Origin of the sequence: Nonomuraea sp. NPDC049421, from assembly GCF_040677005.1 — a bacterium.
Lineage (GTDB): Bacteria > Actinomycetota > Actinomycetes > Streptosporangiales > Streptosporangiaceae > Nonomuraea > Nonomuraea salmonea.
Map to the genome: position 1 here is coordinate 248,692 of NZ_JBFAQA010000011.1, position 17,029 is coordinate 265,720.

Here is a 17,029-nt window from a genome sequence, read left to right on the forward strand (position 1 = left end):
CCGCGGTGGGAAAAGGGCTGATGTCCAGGGGCGGACCCGCGCTGAGATCGCCGAGGGATTCGGGTAAGACTGGTAGGCGTGGAGGGTGGCTGGGAGCGAGCACGGGACATCTCGCGGCGGGTGGCGCGTGGCGCCGCCGACGCGGGACGTGCGACGGCGCGCGCCACCAAGGCCACCGCGACCGGCACCGCACGGGCGGGGAAGGCCACGGCCGCGGGTGCGAGGAAGGTCGGGCAGGCCACCCGGCGGCTCACCTACGCCAACGGCGCGGGCCGCACCGGGCTCGGCCGGCTGATCGAGCTGTCGGCGGGCAACAGCGCCAGTGACGCGTTCGTCACCGTCGCGCTGGCCAGCACGGTGTTCTTCGGGGTGCCCGTCGGCGAGGCCCGCGGCTCCGTCGCCCTCTACCTGGTCATCACGATGCTGCCGTTCGCGCTGCTGGCGCCGTTCGTGGGGCCGATACTCGACCGGTTCAGGTCGGGGCGGCGTTACGTCATGGCAGGGACGCTGTTCGGCCGCGGCCTGCTCTGCTTCGCCATGGCCGCCGCCGTGGGGCCGGGCGACCTGCCCACGCTGTTCATCGGGGCGCTCGGCGTGCTGGTGCTGTCGAAGGCGTACAACGTGTCGCGGGCGGCGATCATGCCGTCCGTGCTGCCCGCCGACATCACGCTGGTGTCGGCGAACGCGCGGGTGGCGCTGTTCACGCTGGTCTCGGCCGGGGTCGCGGTGCCGGTCGGCGCGGGGCTGACCGCGTGGCTGGGCAGCGCGGTGGCGCTGCGGATCGCGATGGTGGCGTTCCTGCTGCTCGGGATCGTCGCCGTACGCCTGCCACGACACGTCGACTCGCCCGACCTGGAGGAGGAGGGCGCCGCGCCACGCTGGCGCACGCTGCTCAAGGTCGGGGCCACCGTCGCCGAGGCCGTCTGGGCGAACGTGGCCATCCGCGTCTTCTCCGGCTTCCTGCTGTTCTTCCTGCTCTTCCTGGTCCAGGACGCGGCCGTGCCGTGGCTGTCGGCCGACGATCCGGCGGCGGCTGACCCGTTCTTCGACGTGACGAAGACGATCGCGCTGCTGGCGGGCGCAGCCGGACTCGGCGGCCTGGTGGGCGCCGCCGTCGCCAACTGGACCCGTAATCACTCGCCGCAGCTCATCGTGCTCGTCACGCTCGCCGTCACGGCCGTCACGACCATCGCCGCCGCCGTCTTCTTCGGCATCTGGGCGGCTCTGGCGATCTCCCTCATCACCGCCTTCGCCCAGGAGCTGGGGAAGCTGGCGCTGGACGCGATCGTGCAGCGGGAGATCGGTGAGGAGGTGCGGTCGTCGACGTTCGGCGTGGTGGAGGCGATGCTGCAGCTGGCGTGGGTGTTCGGCGGGCTGGTTGGCCTGGTGCTGTCGCTGACTCAGAGCAGCACGGCCGGCCTGGTCGCGCTCGCGGTCCTGCTCACGGCCGCCCTCGGCTGGCTCCTGGTGACCCGCCGCAGGCGCGTACGCGCGGTGCGGGACCGCGTCCACCGCGAACACACCCGACCGGAGACTCCGTCCCGCCCTGACCCGGTGGACCCCACCAAGCCTTTGACGAACCCCAACGCCTGAGGGCAGGGAAACGGGGTCAACGCATGAGTTGTGAAAGGACCTGGGCGGTCCTCTCACAGAAGGCGTGCGCCGGCGGGTGGGTCAGGCGTCGAGGTCGTCGGCTACGGCGCGGAGGACCTGGGCGATCTTCTTGGCGTGGGCCGCGTCCGGGTGCTTGCCGCGCTGGTACGACGTCGAGACCCCGTCGAGCAGCTTGATCAGATCCTCGACGATGACCACCATCTCGTCCGGCTTCTTCCGCTTGCCCTTGGGCTTGACCTTGGCGAGCGTCGGCGGCTGCTCCAGAATCCTGACCGACAGCGCCTGCTGGCCCCGTCGGCCCTCGGCCACGCCGAACTCGACCTTCTGGCCCGGCTTGAGCGGCCCCGCGCCGGCGGGCAGTGCGGATGAATGCACGAAGACCTCACCGCCGTCGTCGCGGGTGAGGAAGCCGAATCCCTTGTCGGCGTCGTACCACTTGACCTTGCCACTCGGCACAGGAGGACCTCGTTCAAACAGTCGAAAAGAAGGACGGATGGAAGTAGGTTATGCCCCGGGAAGCGCCAGGGCGACCGGGTAAATCCCCGATAATTACGCGGGGGCGCGATGATCGCGCCAGCCGGCGAACCAGGCGGTGAATTCGGTCAGGTCGCCCAGCGCCACATCAGCTCCGTGATCACGCAGCTCTCCCACCGTGTAAGGACCGGTCGCCACTGTCACGCTCACGGCGCCGCCCGCGCGTGCCGCCTCGATGTCCGCGACATGGTCACCAACATAAGCCGCCGCGCCGAAGCGCGCGAGTGCCGATCCCTTGGCCGCTCCGAAAAGGGAGCCGACCACTTCGTCCACGTCCAGGCCCAGCGCCTTGACGGTGCCGGCGGCGTCGCGGGTGTTCTTGCCGCTCACGACGATGACCCGGCCGCCGCCCCGGCGTACGGCGTCGATGGCCTCGTACGCGCCCGCCATGGCCGTGTGCACCGGAACTCCCAATTTCGGATATATCTCCCGATAGAGGTCGGCCACCGCGGGCACCTCCTCGGGCGGCAACCAGTTGGCGAGCTCCACCTCCAGCGGCGGCCCCAGCCGTTCCACGATCGCCGCACTGTCAAATGGCACGCCCAATCGCACGGCCAGCTCGTCGTAAACGGCCGCGATGCCCTGCCGCGTGTCCGCCAAAGTCATGTCAAGGTCGAATCCCACCGAAGTCGTCACACGTGAAGGATGCCAAACACTCCCCTACTGCCCGTAACGGGCCTTGTTCTGGGAGCATGGGAATGGGAAGAAAGGAATTACTTATCGGAGAGGAGCGGCCGTGACCGACACCCCCCACCCGCCGCACGCCGGAGACCGGCTCGTCGCGTCCCCCGTCAAGGGCGGTGCCGTCACGGAGAGCCGCCCGCGCGCCGGGGGCGGGCCCGCCGTGCCGCGCCCGCACCGCCCGGCCCGCCCCGGTGGGAAGGCCGTGACGCCGTGGCGACGCCTGGTGACCGCCCTGGCCGCCCTGGTACGCCTGGCCGCCCGCGTGGCCGCGCTGTCCGTCCTGCTGTACGCGATCTTCACCGTGCTCAAGGCCAACCCGGCCAACGTGTGGTACCAGTTCGTCGAAACGCTCGCCTCGTCGCTGTCCCTGGGCCTGGCCAACCTCTTCCAGTTCGCCGACCCGCGCTGGACGACGCTCGTCAACTACGGCCTCGCGGCGATCGTCTGGTTGATCATCGGCTCCGCGGTGGCGGGCCTCATCCGGCGTACCGCTGATTAGCGACTACGCTCCTTACGGAGGTATCAGCACAGACATGAGCAGATCGACCCGCGAGCGGATCGTCGACGAGGCCCTGCGGCTGTTCGCGGAACGGGGCTACGCCGCCACGTCCGTGGCCGAGATCGAGGCCGCCTCAGGGCTGTCCCCCGGCGCAGGAGGGCTCTACCGGCACTTCAAGTCCAAGTACGAGGTCCTCGCCGCGGCCATCAACGAGCACGCCAGCCGTACCAGGAGCCAGGTGGCCGAGAGCCTGGCGGAGCTGAGCGCCATGGAGGCGTCGGTCGACCTGGAGGAGCGCCTGGCGCACGTGTGCCGCGCGGGCCTGGCGAAGGTGCGCGAGGAGTCGGAGCTGACGCGGGTCTTCTTCCGTGACCTGAGCCAGTTCCCCGAGCTGGTCGAGGTCGTCCGCGAGGGTCTGCTCCAGCCGATGTTCGACGCCATCGTGAGCTGGTTCCGCGCCCAGCCCGAATACCGCGACGCCGAGCTCGACTGGACGGGCATCGCGGCGGTGCTGGGCGGCTCGGTGGTGCACTACCGGCTGTTCCAGGAGACGATCGGGGAGCTGCCGGGGCACGCGGAGAAGGACCAGTTCGTCAGCGCGTGGGTACGCCTCGCGCTCGGCCTGCTGCCCAGCCCCGCCCCGGTGAGCTAACGCTCGTCCAGCGCGAGCAGCCGGTACGCCAGCCAGACGACGCCGAGCCCCGTACCGATCATGAACATCGTGCCGCTGACGTCGAAGAACTGCTCGATGAACGGCTGCCACCCGGCCTCGACGCCGACCCGCAGGCCGCCCACGAGCACGCCGCCCACGGAGTAGCCGAGCATCGGGGCCCCGATGCCGAGCAGCTTGTCGCGCAGGTTCCAGCTCTCGCTGAACAGCACCAGCGCCGCGCCGAGCGCCCACACCACGACCGGAACCGGGAAGATGGCCAGCGGCGCCAGGTGGAACGGCACCAGCAGCGCGGCCGCCACGAGGATCACGATGGCGGCCGCGTCGCGCGGATGCTCCTTGACGATGGTCCTGGCGTCCCTGCCGCCGGTGGCCATGGGGTTGGCCCGCGCCATCGCCACCCTGCGCAGCCCCGCGAACGGCAGCCCGTACCCCCGCTCCTGCGCCAGATGCTCCTCGGGGAGCCGCCGGTGGACGCGCACGCCGGGCGGCGCCTCCCGCTCGTCCACCACGGCCGGCAGCCGCCGCGTCGCGTCTCCCGCCGCCTCAGCGGGGGTGCGGGCGGCGAGGGGGCTCGGAGCGGCCTCGCGCGTCGGGGCGGCGAGGGGAGTCGGTGCGATCTCGCGCGTGGGGGCGGCGAGGGGACTCGGTGCGGACCCGCGCGTGGGCGGCGTGCGCGTCAAGGCGGTGTCGCGGGCGGTCGAAACGCCGGCCTCGGCGAGCCGGCGGGCCTCGCGTTCGACCAGGTCCACCGGGTCGCCGAACCTGGCCAGCACCCGCGCCACCTGCCGCGCGTCCTGGCTGCCGCCCCGCTCGGTCTCGATCCTGGCGCGCAGCCGGCGGGCGAAGTCGAGCCGCTGGTCGGCGCGCAGCACACCGTGAGCCGCGTCGGCGGCCTTGGAGACGTAGTTCAGCACGAGCTGGTCCGCGCGCTCTATCACGCCTAGCAATGCTGCCTCAATCAGGGGGGACATACCATGGCAACGATGGAGTTCACGGAGTGGATCAGGGGGCGCACCGACGAACAGCTGCGGGCGCTCGTCTCCGCGCGTCCCGAGTTGATCACTCCGGTGCCCGCGCATCTGGAAGGTCTCGCGTCCCGCGCGGCGAGCCCGTCGGCCATAGCGAGGGTGCTCGACCGGCTCGACCGGTTCACGCTGGCGGTCGTGGAGACGCTCGCCGTACGCGAGGAGCCGCTGCCGAAGGACGCCCTGCGCGCCCTGATAGCCGCGGCCCTGGCCGCCGACGATCCGGACGACGCGCAAGCGGACGACGCCCGGACGAGCGGGAGCAGAGCCACCGGCGCGAGCAACGGCAAGGCCGGCGGCAAGCGGGCACGGAGCGCTGACCCCGAGCCGGCGCTGACCGCCGCCCTCGACAGGCTGCGCGAACTGGCCCTCGTGTACGGCCCCGACGACGCCCTCCACCTCGGCCCCGGCGTCCGCAAGGTGCTCGACGACCCGGCCGGCCTCGGCCCGAGCGCGACGGACGCGTTCCGCCACCACGCACCCGAGCAACTGACCGAGATGGCCGACGACGTCGCGCCGGGCACCACGGGCACGGGCAAGGAACGCCTGGCGGCGGCGCTGACCGACCCCGCCGGGCTGATCGGCTCGGTGTCGCCCGAGGCCAGGGCGGCGCTCGACCAGCTCGCCTGGGGCCCGCCCACCGGTCGCGTGCCGAACGCCAGGCGCGAGGTCCGCATCGAGTCGGCCCGCTCCCCCATCGAGGAGCTGCTGGCCCGCGGCCTGCTGGCGGCGACCGGTGAGGAGAGCGTGACGCTGCCCCGCGAGGTCGCCCTCTACCTGCGCGGCGGCCGGGTGCACCGTGGCCTGCTCGCGGTGCCGCCGCCGCTGCAGGGGGCCGCGCGCGACCAGAAGCTGACCGACCGTACGGCGGCGGGGCAGGCGTTCTCGTTCGTCAGGTCGGTGGAGGAGCTGTGCGAGCGGTGGAGCGTCGAGCCGCCCGGCGTGCTGCGTACCGGCGGGCTGGGCGTACGCGATCTGAAGCGCGCCTCGGCCGAGCTGGACGTGCCGGAGTGGGTGGCGGCGCTGGTGATCGAGGTCGCGCACGCGGCCGGCCTGATCGCGGCGGGCGGCGGCGTGGACGGCGAGTGGCTGCCGACCGCGGGCTACGACCTGTGGCGGGTCAGGTCCACCGCCGACCGGTGGGTGACGCTGGCGGCCACGTGGCTGCACATGGACCGGGTGCCCGGCCTGGTCGGCGACCGCGACGAGCGTGACAGGCCGTTCAACGCCCTGCACACCGACCTGCGCCGCTCGTCGGCGCCCGGGGTGCGAGCGGCCACGCTGGGCGTGCTGGCGGCGGCGCCGGGGCTCGCGCCCGACCGCGACGCGGTGCTCGAACGGCTGGCGTGGGAGCAGCCCCGCAGGAGGGGGCCGCTGCGCCAGCAGCTCACCGAGTTCACGCTGCGGGAGGCCGAGCAGGTGGGCGTGACGGGCCTGGGCGCGCTGTCGGCGCACGGCAGGCTGCTCACCGAGGGCGGCGACGCGGCGGGCGCGCTGGCGCCGCTGCTGCCCGAGCCGGTCGATCACGTGCTGCTGCAGGCCGACCTCACCGCCGTCGCGCCCGGGCCGCTCACCAGCGAGCTCAACCGGTGGATGACGCTCACCGCCGACGTCGAGTCGAAGGGCGGGGCGACCGTCTACCGGTTCAGCGAGCAGTCGATCAGGCGGGCGCTCGACGCGGGGCACGGGGGCGAGGAGCTGGTGTCGATGCTGGCCCGCCATTCGGCGACGCCGGTGCCGCAGGCGCTGTCGTACCTGGTGACCGATGTCGCGCGGCGGCACGGGCGGATCAGGGTGGGCACGGCGAGCGCGTACATCAGGTGCGACGATCCCGCGCTGCTCGACCAGATCACCGCCGACCGGCGCTCGGCCGCGCTGCGGCTGCGCCGGCTGGCGCCGACCGTGATCGCCTCGCGCTCGTCCAGGGCGGCGCTGGTCGACTCGTTGCGCGCCATGGGGTACGCGCCGGTCGCCGAGTCGCTCGACGGCGACGTGATCATCTCGCAGCTGGAGAACCGGCGCACCGAGGCGCTCGCCCCCGCCCGCGCGATGGCGCCGCCCAACGGCCTCGACGCCGAGGTGGCGGCGGCGGCCGTACGCGCGCTGCGGGCCGGCGACGCGGCGCACCTGTCGCGGCGCGAGCCCGCGGACGCGCCAGGCGGCGGCGTCCCGCGCGGCCCCGCCACGGCCACCATCTCGGCCCTCCAGGAGGCCATCAAGCAGGGCGTGCGCGTGTGGATCGGCTACCTCGACTCCCAGGGGAACGCCACCTCGCGCATCCTGGAGCCGGCCCGCATGGAGGGCGGTTACCTGACGGCGTACGACGAGACGCGCGCCGCCGTCCACCGCTTCGCCCTCCACCGCATCACGGGCGTCGCCGGCCTCTGAGCAGTGACTGGGCGGCCACCGACGCGACGGGCCCGCCGGACGACTCCAGCCGGCGCAGGTGCCGTGCGCAGTCGTCCGGGTAGCGGACGGCGAGCCCGCCGCCCAGCGCCACCGCCGCCACCGTCGCACGCGGATCGCGGGGGTCGGCCGACCACTCCAGCACGATCCTGAGCGCCTCAGGGGCGAGGGTGTCGTCGCCGCACATGTACGACAGCACGTTCGCCGCCCCGACCTGCTCGGCCGCGCTCCCCAAGGCCCACACCTCCAAGAACTCCTGCCGCACCTCCCTGCCCGAGTGCCGCGCGAGCAGCGCGAGACCGGCCGCCGCCCGCACCTGGACGGCCGCCCCCTGCCCGGGCAGCGACCTGACCCAGTCGCGTAGCGGCTGCCACAGCCAGAACCCGTAGCGGCCGACCAGCTCGGCCAGCACCTGCCCGCGCTGCTGCGGCGCGCGGAAGCCGACGAGCCCGTCCACGACGCCGACGAGCGGCCCGGCGAGCGGCCGGCGCGCGGTGTCGCCGCAGAGGCGTTCGAGCCTGGCGAGCTGCGCGTCGAAGGCCCGCTCGGAGAGCCGGTGCGCGAACGCCAGCGCGGCCACTCCCAGCACCTCGCCCATGGCCGGCTTGGTGTCGAACCAGGTGGCCACCTCGTCGGCGGGCGGCTCGCCGCGGGCCAGACGGGCGGCGAGCCGGACGACCTCGGCGGGCGTGGGCAGGCGCAGCGCCAGGTCCCTGCCGCGGGTCAGCTCGGCGCGGCTGAGCCCGGCCCGCAGGTCGAAGGCGCTGAGGCACAGGTCGTACAGCTCACCCGGGTCGGGCGCGGCCCACGCCAGCTCGACCTCGACGGCGGCCGACGGCGCGCCGCTCCTGGTGACGACCAGGTAGGAGCCCAGCTCGGCCAGCTTGCGGGCCAGCTCGACCAGCTCGGAGCGCTCGGCCCCGGCGATCCAGTCGTGCAGCAGGTACGCACGGCCCGGCTCGTACTCGACGCCCGTCAGCAGCTCGGACGCCCCGGCGGCCGGGGACAGCACGGTGATGGTGCTCTCGGCCAGCGACATGCGCGACAGCAGCGCGATGGCCCCGAGCCGGCGCCCGCTGTCCTCCTCGCCGACGAGGACGAGCAGGTGGCCCATGGCGAGCCGCCGCACCGCCTCGGGCAAGCAGCTCGGCTCCAGGTACGACCTGAGCTGTGCGTCGGCCGCCCGCCTGGTCAGGTCTCCGGTGGCGGGAGCGGCGGTGGCGCGCACATGGTCGCTGACCGCTATGAGACTTCCTGTGAGCGTAATGTGGTCCAGGTCGATCTCGCCCGTTTCAGGCGTTTCCGTCACGAAGCACCTCGGAATAAGAGGGAAGGTTTTCTCCAGAAAGACGACCTGCGAGTCAAGGATTTTCTTCGCCTTCGTACGAGAGGCAGCCATCCCGCACCTGACCTGCGGAAATCTGTCACCCGTCACGACGGCCCCGGACATGTGGATCATGCCCGGCATTTGCCCGCACGGGGCCTCACGACCCGTAGATCTCCACAAATACACGATCTAGCGCTACATGCAAACTCGAAACTCAATATACCGAGATTTATATCGATTTACGGACTACGCCACCCACGTCCACAATGACGAGTCAAGGTCACAGCTCTTGACTCCGACTCCCCGCGCCCATCAGGTTGGGCATGTGACCGAGCACACGCTGGGCCGCCTGGCCGAGGAGTCATGGCAGCGTTTCGACGACCACGACGCGGTGTTCTACGACGGCGTCTGGCACCGCGGCCACGCGCTCGCCGAGCGGGCGCGCCGGATGTGCGGCGGCTTCATCGAGGCCGGCATCAGGCCGGGCGACCGGGTCGCGGTCATGATGGCCAACTCCCCCGAGGTGCCGATCGTCTACCAGGCGCTGTGGGCGGCGGGCGCGGTGGTGACGCCGGTGGTGTTCCTGGTGGGCCCCGACGAGCTGCGGCACGTGCTCACCGACAGCGGCGCGGCCGCCGTCGTCACCTCGCCCGAGCTGGCCGACACCGTACGCGCGGCCGGCGTGGACATCCCCGCGTACGTGGGCACCGCCGAGCTCGAACGCGCCCCCGAGCACGGCCCCGTCGCCAGGGATCCCGGCGACCTGGCCGCCCTCATGTACACCGGCGGCACCACCGGCACGGCCAAGGGCGTCATGCTCAGCCACCAGGGCCTCTGGCACGTCGCCAGAGACGCCTTCGCCCTCTCCCACCAGGAGGGCGTGAACCGGGCGCTGGTGCCGGTGCCGCTGTCGCACGCGTACGGGCTGATCATCACCGTCGCCTCACTGCACGCGAGCGAGCCCCAGCAGACCGTGCTGATGCGCTGGTTCGACGCGAAGACGTTCCTCGATCTGGCCGCCGAGCAGCACGTCAGGTACGGCACTGTGGTCCCCTCGATGATCCACCAGCTGCTCGCCGAGCCGCTCGAGTCCCGCCCGCTGCCCGACCTCGCCTACCTGACCTGCGGCGCGGCCCCGCTCGGCAGGGACGCCCTGCGCGCGTTCGAGCGCCGGATGCCGGGCGTGCAGATCCTGGAGGGCTACGGGCTGACCGAGACCAGCGCGGTCACCACGTTCAACCCGCCGGGCAGGCGCCGGGTGGGCAGCGTCGGCCTGCCGCTGGCCGGCTACTCCCTCACGATCAGGGACTCCGACGGCGAGGTCGTGGAGCCAGGCGACGTCGGCGAGGTGTGCGTCTCGGGGTCGTCGCTGATGCTCGGCTACTGGGGTGAGCACGAACCCGACCCGGAGGGCACGGCGCTGGTGGACGGCGAGCTGCGTACGGGCGACATCGGGTGCGTGGACGACGACGGCTACCTCTACATCGTGGACAGGAAGAAGGACCTGATCATCAGGGGCGGCTTCAACGTGTTCCCGCGCGACGTCGAGGACGCGCTCGACCGGCATCCCGACGTGGTGCTGTCGGGCGTCGTCGGCCGGCCCGAGCCCGCCCTGGGCGCGGAGGTCGTGGCGTTCGTACAGCTCAGGCCGGGCGCGACGGTGACGGCCGAGGAGCTCGTCGCGTGGGCGCGCGAGCGGGTGGGCCGGGTGAAGTATCCCCGGGAGGTGCGGTTCGTGGACTCCGTGCCGCTGACGAGCGTGCTCAAGCTCGACCGCAAGGCGTTGCGCGCGCTGCTCGGCTGAGCGGTGCCCATCCTCCATACCGGTCTGCCACGGGGTGATTCCGTGATAATTGTTGACCAGTTCGGAGGTGAGGATGAGCCAGCAAGACCCGTCGGGCCACCCGTACATCCCTTACGGCGCGCCCTACGGCGAGCAGCCGCCGCCTCACTACGGCTACGGCTACGGTCCCCCTCCTCCGCCGCCCGCCGGCAGCGGCCCGACCGCCAACGCGATCGTCGCCCTCGTGCTCAACCTGCTCGCGGTCGTCTCGTGCTGCAACGTCTTCAGCATCCCCGGCGCGATCCTCGCCGGCCTCGCGCTCGGCAGGGCCACCACCAGGCCGCAGGTCGCCCGGACGATGCTGGTCTGGAGCTGGGTGCTGTTCGGGGCCGGCCTCGTGATCACCTTCGGCACGTTCATCCTGCTGGGCGTCAACGGCGCCTTCGACGACTGAGCCAGGGTGCCGCACACCGCCGTCCAGGACTAATCCTGGCGTGTCCGTTGTTGAAGACACGGAGCGGGGGAGCCGGGATCACGAGACGATGGTCCTGATGCGTCAGAGCCCCGTACGCGACCCCACGGAGACATGCCAGTGAGCGATGGACCGCTGATCGTCCAGTCCGACAAGACGCTGCTGCTCGAAGTCGACCACGAGCAGGCCGACGCCTGCCGTAAGGCGATCGCGCCGTTCGCCGAGCTCGAGCGCGCTCCCGAGCACGTGCACACCTACCGCGTCACGCCGCTCGCGCTGTGGAACGCCCGCGCCGCGGGCCACGACGCCGAGCAGGTCATCGACGCGCTCATCAGCTACAGCCGCTATCCGGTGCCCCACGCGCTGCTCGTGGACGTCGCCGAGACGATGGCCCGCTACGGCCGGCTGCGCCTGGAGAAGGACCCGGTCAACGGCCTGGTCCTGACCTCCACCGACCGGGCCGTGCTGGAGGAGGTGCTGCGCTCCAAGAAGATCCAGCCGATGCTGGGCGAGCGCATCGGCGCCGACTCGGTCGTCGTGCACCCGAGCGACCGCGGCAACGTCAAGCAGGCGCTGCTCAAGCTGGGCTGGCCGGCCGAAGACCTGGCGGGCTACGTCGACGGCGAGGCCCACCCCATCACGCTGCACGAGGACGGCTGGGCGCTGCGGCCCTACCAGCGCGAGGCGGCCGACGCGTTCTGGAACGGCGGCTCGGGCGTGGTCGTGCTGCCCTGTGGCGCGGGCAAGACGATCGTCGGCGCGGCGGCCATGGCACACGCCCAGGCCACCACGCTCATCCTGGTCACCAACACGGTCTCGGCCCACCAGTGGAAGACCGAGCTGCTCAAGCGCACGTCGCTGACCGAGGACGAGATCGGCGAATACTCCGGCAACAAGAAGGAGATCCGCCCGGTCACCATCGCCACCTACCAGGTGATGACGACCAGGCGCAAAGGCGTCTACAGCCATCTCGAGCTGTTCGACGCGCGCGACTGGGGCCTGATCGTCTACGACGAGGTCCACCTGCTGCCCGCGCCGATCTTCCGGATGACCGCCGACCTCCAGGCCCGCAGGCGGGTCGGGCTGACCGCGACGCTGGTGCGCGAGGACGGCCGCGAGGGCGACGTGTTCTCGCTCATCGGCCCCAAGCGCTACGACGCGCCCTGGAAGGAGATGGAGCACCAGGGCTGGATCGCGCCGGCCGACTGCGTCGAGGTCCGCGTCACGCTGACCGACGACGAGCGGCTGGCGTACGCGATGGCCGAGGCGGAGGAGCGCTACCGTTTCTGCGCCACCACGCCGTCGAAGACCCACGTCACCGAGGCGCTGGTCCGTCGCCATCTGGGTGAGCAGGTGCTGGTCATCGGCCAGTACATCGACCAGCTCGACGAGCTGGGCGAGCACCTCAACGCGCCGGTGATCAAGGGCGACACCAGGATCAAGGAGCGCGAGCGCCTCTACCAGGCCTTCCGCGACAAGGAGATCCAGGTGCTGGTGGTGTCGAAGGTGGCCAACTTCTCCATCGACCTGCCTGAGGCGGCCGTCGCGATCCAGGTGTCGGGCACGTTCGGCTCGCGCCAGGAGGAGGCCCAGCGGCTCGGGCGGGTGCTGCGGCCCAAGGCCGACGGCGGGGGCGCCCGGTTCTACACGGTGGTCAGCAGGGACACCGTCGATCAGGAGTTCGCGGCGCACCGGCAGCGGTTCCTGGCCGAGCAGGGGTACGCCTACCAGATCATCGACGCCGACGACGTGCTCGGCGGGGTTTGACGCGCTCCTCGGGCTGAAGCCCAGAATTCTGGCCTGTGCCGCTGTTCACGCGGCGGCACTTCCATGGCTTCCTGTTTCGTCGGGCTGTGCCACCACGAGTGGTGGTCTGTTTTCGCCCTCCACGCACCTTTCGTTCTCGTGACGAAGTTCCGGCATCGCATCTTCACCGACGCGAAGGAGATCATCCCGCCAGACGGACCGGCGTCTGCCCGGTTCAGAGCGGACGGTTCTGCTGCTCGATGTACTGGCGCACGATCGACAGCGGTGCACCGCCCACGGACCCGGCGAAGGAAGGTCGCCCTGTCCAGGCTGGTCAACTCACTCAAGGGAGTCTCCTCCCGGCGGATGCGCCAAGAGTTCCCCGAGCCGGCGCGCCACTACCACCGGGCCGGCAAACTGTGGTCGGGCTCCTCGGCGGGACGTTCACCAGCGGATGGACGTGGTCGTCCGCGCCGTTGAACTCGCGTAGTCCGACCTCGAAGCCGACGCACACTTCCCGCTGCATCTGCTGTTCCTGCCCCGCTACGCGGGACAGTTGGCTTCACCCCCGGTCTGAAGCCCGGAGCACTGCCGACAATCCGGTAGCGGTCGAGATGCCCGGCCGCTCACCCGAGCGGCCAGGCATTCACCGTGGTGTCACGTCCACGAGACTCCGCGGGCCGACGACATTCGAACCACCCCCCTCACCTGCGTACTATCACGCCGCCTGCGACATACCCCCATGATCCGACAAACCCACCTGAAATGCCCGATTTTTTCGGTATTTCCAGGTTGGTAGCCGACGCCCCTTTCCGCCTGGCTCAGCGTGCCAGCAGGCCGCCGAGGAACAACACGCCCTCGGCCGCGATCCAGGCCACCACCCCGGCGCCCATCAAGCGGGCGAATGTCCGCGAGTCGGCCCTCGACCACGGGACCAGCCAGGCGGCCACCGTGCAGCACGCCGCCAGTGCGGCGAACAGCGCCGACACCGTGGAAACGGTATCAAGGCGCTGCGAACACGTCGACGGGCTCTCATCTCCCGCGCAGAACGCCTGCAGCCCCCATCCGGCGAACACCGACAGACCCCACAACGCGGCGAGCAGGAAGCTCGCGATCGTGGGGACAATCGGCGAGACACGGAGCCGGAGCACCTCCTATGCGTACCCGGTCGGCCGCGAGTAAATGCTTTGGAAGCCCGCCGAAGTCGCCACTAGACTGGCGGATTCGCTGCCTTGACCACCTCCGTTCACCAGACCAGGGAGGCGCTTTCGCATGCCCGGGCACCAGATGGCCCCAGACATACGTCCAGAGACCACCAGCACCGACCCCGACGACCCGGCCGGCGTACTAGCGGCCGAGCAGGCCCACCTCGCCGAGTCCAGAGCCGCGCTCAAAGCCATGCGCGCGCACGCCCAGTCCCTGTCGGCCGACGCGGCCGGCGACTGGGTCTCGCAGCAGATCCTGCAGGCGCTGCTCGACCAGCGGGTCGCCGCGCTGGCCGACCACCCCGACACCCCGCTCTTCTTCGGCCGCCTCGACCGCGCCGGCGGCGATGACCTGCCGAGCACCATCTACGTCGGCCGCCGCCACGTCCACGACGCCGGCAGCAAGCCGCTGGTGATCGACTGGCGGGCACCGGTGTCGCGCGCGTTCTACCAGGCCAGCCCGGCCGACCCGATGGGCGTCGAGCGCCGGCGGCGCTTCGGCTACCACGGCGGGGCGCTCACCGCGTACGAGGACGAGCCGCTGGCCGACGGCGGCGACATCGGCCCGTCGAAGATCCTCACCGAGGAGATCGAGCGGCCCCGCACCGGCCCCATGCGCGACATCGTCGCCACCATCCAGCCCGACCAGGACGAGATCGTCCGCTCTACGCTGGGCCAGACGGTGTGCGTGCAGGGCGCCCCCGGCACCGGGAAGACCGCCGTCGGCCTCCACCGCGCCGCCTACCTGCTGTTCACCCACCGCGAGCGGCTGGCCAGGTCGGGCGTCATGATCGTCGGGCCGAACCGGGCCTTCCTGTCCTACATCTCCTCCGTCCTGCCTGCGCTGGGCGAGGTCAAGGTCGACCAGACCACGGTGGCCGGGCTGCTCGGCGAGCACGCCACCCCCGAGGACCCCGAGGTCGCCGCCATCAAGGGCGACGCCAGGATGGCCGCCGTCCTTGAGCGCGCGCTCTGGCTGCACATCGTCAAGCCGGAGGAGGGCGTCGTCTTCACCAAGGGCGCCTACCGCCACCGGGTGGCCGACTACGAGGTACGCGAGATCGTCGCGTCCCTGCGCGGCACCACCCGCTACAACCCCGGCCGCGCGGCGCTGGCCCAGCGCCTGGCCCACATGGTGCTCGTACGCATGGAGCAGCGCGGCGAGTCGCCCGACGACCGGGTCCAGGACGCGGTGGCCAGGTCGAAGCCGGTCAAGCAGCTCGTGGACGCCGTCTGGCCCAAGCTGACGCCCGAGCAGGTGCTCCATCGCCTGCTGTCCGACCCCGAGTTCCGCGCCAAGGCCGCCAGGTCCGACCTGACGGCCGAGGAGCAGGAGCTGCTCGCCTGGCGCAAGCCGTACCGGAGCTGGAAGTCCGCGAAGTGGTCGGCGGCCGACGCGGCGCTCCTCGACGAGCTGCGCGACCTCATGGAACGCACGCCCTCACTCGGCCACCTGGTCGTGGACGAGGCGCAGGACCTGTCGGAGATGCAGCTCAGGGCGCTCGGACGGCGCTGCCGCAACGGCTCGGCCACCGTGCTCGGCGACCTCGCGCAGGGCACCACCCCGTGGTCCACCACCTCGTGGCAGGCGGTGCTCGAACACCTCGGCCAGCGCGAGGGCGAGGTGACGGAGCTGACGCTCGGCTTCCGCGTGCCGCGCGAGGTGCTCGACTACGCGGCCCGGCTGCTGCCCTCCATCGCCCCCGGCCTGGCCGCGCCGCGCTCGCTGCGTCCCGGCGCCGGCTCGCTCACCGTGCTGCCCGGCGGCTCGGTCATCGAGGCGGCGCGGCAGGCGCTGGCCAAAGAGGGCTCCATCGGCGTCATCGTTCCCGACGCCCTGGTCGAGACCGTCTCGCAGGCGCTGGCCGAGCTGCCGCACGCCGTGCTCGACCCCGACTCCCCCGACGAGCAGCGCCTGCTCGTCGTGCCCGCCACGCTCGCCAAGGGCCTCGAGTACGACCACGTCATCGTGGTCGAGCCGGCCGACATCGTGGCCGCCGAGCCCAGGGGCCTGGCCCGGCTCTACGTCGTGCTGACCCGAGCGGTCACCTCGCTGACCGTGCTGCACGACAGGCCGCTGCCCGCCGAGCTGGCGGCGTGAGCCGCGCGGGCACGGCGCTTCTAGGATGGCTGGGCAAGCACCTAGCTCTCACCCAAGGAGGATGCCGTGCCCGCACCGCTTCCCCATGAATTCCTGCCGTCGGTCCCCGCGCTCGCGATCGAGAGCGACGACATCCAGGACGGCGAGCGCCTGCCCGACCTCCACGTCTTCAACGACTGGGGCATGACGGGCGGCAACCAGTCGCCGCACCTGCGCTGGTCCGGCGCCCCCGAGGGCACCAGGAGCTACGCCGTCACGTGCTTCGACCCGGATGCGCCGACCGGCAGCGGCTTCTGGCACTGGGTGCTGTTCGACCTGCCGGCCTCGGTGACCGAGCTGCCCACCGGCGCGGGCTCGGCGCCCGACTTCAAGGGCCTGCCCGAGGGCGCCGTGCACGCCCGCACCGACTACGGCACCAAGGCCTACGGCGGCGCCGCCCCGCCTCCCGGCGACCCGCACCGCTACGTCTTCACCGTGCACGCGCTGGGCGTCGACAGGCTGGGGGGCGACAGCGACACCAGCCCGGCCGTGGTCGGCTTCAACGTCAACGCCAACCTGCTGGCCCGCGGCTTCATCGTGGCTCACTTCGGCGTCTGAAAAGCGTCAGAGCGCCCCGCCGGGAGCCCGGCGGGGCGCTCATCGTGTGGAGGTCAGCGCACGAGGGGCGCCTGGGGGCAGCCGACGAGCCCCGGCAGCAGCGAGTCGACGACCGGAATGCCGGTGGTGGTCGCGCCCGGCAGGCAGAACGGATTGTTCAGCTGGCGCAGCAGGCTGAACGTGCCGGTCAGCTCGTCGTCGGCATGCGCGGGAGCCGCCGCGACGGTGACGGCGGCCAGGGCGATGGCCGCGATACCGAAAATGCGCTTGCTGCGGGAGAACATCCGCCACTCCTTCGTTGAGGTGAGTTATGGCTGACCACCTTTCCTCACCATGAGTAGCGGATCAATGATGAAACGTAAT

General features: G+C 71.7%; 16 protein-coding genes. 10 read left to right on the plus strand and 6 right to left on the minus strand.

Features of this window, described 5'->3' with window-relative positions; translation table 11 throughout:
• Positions 1 to 78 precede the first annotated feature (78 nt).
• Positions 79 to 1,593: an MFS transporter gene (locus AB0K18_RS20955; protein ID WP_364916466.1), complete on the plus strand. Its 1,515-nt coding sequence runs from the start codon at positions 79 to 81 to the stop codon at positions 1,591 to 1,593.
• An 81-nt stretch (positions 1,594 to 1,674) separates the two neighbouring features.
• On the opposite strand, the gene AB0K18_RS20960 is transcribed toward AB0K18_RS20955, so the two are convergent.
• Entirely contained in the window at positions 1,675 to 2,070 is a 396-nt protein-coding gene (locus AB0K18_RS20960) for a cold-shock protein (RefSeq protein WP_345391204.1), read from the minus strand.
• Between the two features lie 93 nt (positions 2,071 to 2,163).
• Positions 2,164 to 2,784: an HAD family hydrolase gene (locus AB0K18_RS20965; protein WP_364916470.1), complete on the minus strand. Its 621-nt coding sequence runs from the start codon at positions 2,782 to 2,784 to the stop codon at positions 2,164 to 2,166.
• Between the two features lie 100 nt (positions 2,785 to 2,884).
• Between AB0K18_RS20965 and AB0K18_RS20970 the strand changes: the two genes are divergently transcribed.
• Positions 2,885 to 3,331 (plus strand): hypothetical protein, encoded by a 447-nt coding sequence (locus tag AB0K18_RS20970; RefSeq protein WP_364916473.1) that lies wholly within the window; start codon positions 2,885 to 2,887, stop codon positions 3,329 to 3,331.
• Positions 3,332 to 3,365: 34 nt separating this feature from the next.
• Positions 3,366 to 3,983: a helix-turn-helix domain-containing protein gene (locus AB0K18_RS20975; protein ID WP_364916476.1), complete on the plus strand. Its 618-nt coding sequence runs from the start codon at positions 3,366 to 3,368 to the stop codon at positions 3,981 to 3,983.
• Here AB0K18_RS20975 and AB0K18_RS20980 read toward each other — a convergent pair.
• Positions 3,980 to 4,942 carry a hypothetical protein gene (locus tag AB0K18_RS20980; protein ID WP_364916479.1) on the minus strand — a complete coding sequence of 321 codons (963 nt, stop codon included), beginning with the start codon at positions 4,940 to 4,942 and terminating at the stop codon, positions 3,980 to 3,982. The two genes, AB0K18_RS20975 and AB0K18_RS20980, sit on opposite strands and share 4 nt — an antisense overlap.
• Positions 4,943 to 4,987: 45 nt before the next feature.
• On the opposite strand from AB0K18_RS20980, the gene AB0K18_RS20985 reads away from it, so the two are divergent.
• Positions 4,988 to 7,417 (plus strand): helicase C-terminal domain-containing protein, encoded by a 2,430-nt coding sequence (locus tag AB0K18_RS20985; protein WP_364916481.1) that lies wholly within the window; start codon positions 4,988 to 4,990, stop codon positions 7,415 to 7,417.
• Here AB0K18_RS20985 and AB0K18_RS20990 read toward each other — a convergent pair.
• Positions 7,395 to 8,744: a hypothetical protein gene (locus tag AB0K18_RS20990; RefSeq protein WP_364916484.1), complete on the minus strand. Its 1,350-nt coding sequence runs from the start codon at positions 8,742 to 8,744 to the stop codon at positions 7,395 to 7,397. The genes AB0K18_RS20985 and AB0K18_RS20990 overlap by 23 nt on opposite strands.
• Positions 8,745 to 9,087: 343 nt before the next feature.
• Here AB0K18_RS20990 and AB0K18_RS20995 point away from each other — a divergent pair, with 343 nt between their 5' ends.
• The 4 genes from AB0K18_RS20995 to AB0K18_RS21010 all read left to right on the plus strand — a co-directional run bounded on the left by AB0K18_RS20995 (position 9,088) and on the right by AB0K18_RS21010 (position 13,243).
• Positions 9,088 to 10,566 (plus strand): AMP-binding protein, encoded by a 1,479-nt coding sequence (locus AB0K18_RS20995; RefSeq protein WP_364916487.1) that lies wholly within the window; start codon positions 9,088 to 9,090, stop codon positions 10,564 to 10,566.
• Between the two features lie 73 nt (positions 10,567 to 10,639).
• On the plus strand, positions 10,640 to 10,999 hold the full coding sequence (locus AB0K18_RS21000) for a hypothetical protein (protein ID WP_364916490.1): 360 nt from the start codon (positions 10,640 to 10,642) through the stop codon (positions 10,997 to 10,999).
• A gap of 132 nt (positions 11,000 to 11,131) precedes the next feature.
• A complete protein-coding gene (locus AB0K18_RS21005; protein WP_364916493.1) occupies positions 11,132 to 12,784 on the plus strand; it encodes a DNA repair helicase XPB in 1,653 nt (550 codons plus the stop codon).
• 63 nt (positions 12,785 to 12,847) lie between these two features.
• On the plus strand, positions 12,848 to 13,243 hold the full coding sequence (locus AB0K18_RS21010; protein WP_364916496.1) for a transposase: 396 nt from the start codon (positions 12,848 to 12,850) through the stop codon (positions 13,241 to 13,243).
• Between the two features lie 341 nt (positions 13,244 to 13,584).
• On the opposite strand, the gene AB0K18_RS21015 is transcribed toward AB0K18_RS21010, so the two are convergent.
• Positions 13,585 to 13,914 (minus strand): hypothetical protein, encoded by a 330-nt coding sequence (locus AB0K18_RS21015; RefSeq protein WP_364377482.1) that lies wholly within the window; start codon positions 13,912 to 13,914, stop codon positions 13,585 to 13,587.
• A 121-nt stretch (positions 13,915 to 14,035) separates the two neighbouring features.
• Between AB0K18_RS21015 and AB0K18_RS21020 the strand changes: the two genes are divergently transcribed.
• A complete protein-coding gene (locus AB0K18_RS21020; RefSeq protein WP_364916499.1) occupies positions 14,036 to 16,069 on the plus strand; it encodes an AAA family ATPase in 2,034 nt (677 codons plus the stop codon).
• Positions 16,070 to 16,135: 66 nt separating this feature from the next.
• Entirely contained in the window at positions 16,136 to 16,666 is a 531-nt protein-coding gene (locus AB0K18_RS21025) for a YbhB/YbcL family Raf kinase inhibitor-like protein (protein ID WP_364916502.1), read from the plus strand.
• A gap of 53 nt (positions 16,667 to 16,719) precedes the next feature.
• Here the strand turns inward: AB0K18_RS21025 and AB0K18_RS21030 are convergent, their stop codons facing one another.
• On the minus strand, positions 16,720 to 16,950 hold the full coding sequence (locus AB0K18_RS21030; RefSeq protein ID WP_364916505.1) for a hypothetical protein: 231 nt from the start codon (positions 16,948 to 16,950) through the stop codon (positions 16,720 to 16,722).
• Positions 16,951 to 17,029 lie beyond the last annotated feature (79 nt).

What these genes read in the sequence shown, in the direction of transcription:
- AB0K18_RS21000 (WP_364916490.1), top strand. Translation starts at nt 10,640, where the DNA reads ATGAGCCAGCAAGACCCGTCGGGCCACCCGTACATCCCTTACGGCGCG.
- AB0K18_RS20975 (WP_364916476.1), top strand. Translation starts at nt 3,366, where the DNA reads ATGAGCAGATCGACCCGCGAGCGGATCGTCGACGAGGCCCTGCGGCTG.
- AB0K18_RS21010 (WP_364916496.1), top strand. Translation starts at nt 12,848, where the DNA reads ATGGCTTCCTGTTTCGTCGGGCTGTGCCACCACGAGTGGTGGTCTGTT.
- AB0K18_RS21005 (WP_364916493.1), top strand. Translation starts at nt 11,132, where the DNA reads ATGCCAGTGAGCGATGGACCGCTGATCGTCCAGTCCGACAAGACGCTG.
- AB0K18_RS20985 (WP_364916481.1), top strand. Translation starts at nt 4,988, where the DNA reads ATGGAGTTCACGGAGTGGATCAGGGGGCGCACCGACGAACAGCTGCGG.
- AB0K18_RS21030 (WP_364916505.1), bottom strand. Translation starts at nt 16,950, where the DNA reads ATGTTCTCCCGCAGCAAGCGCATTTTCGGTATCGCGGCCATCGCCCTG.
- AB0K18_RS21020 (WP_364916499.1), top strand. Translation starts at nt 14,036, where the DNA reads ATGCCCGGGCACCAGATGGCCCCAGACATACGTCCAGAGACCACCAGC.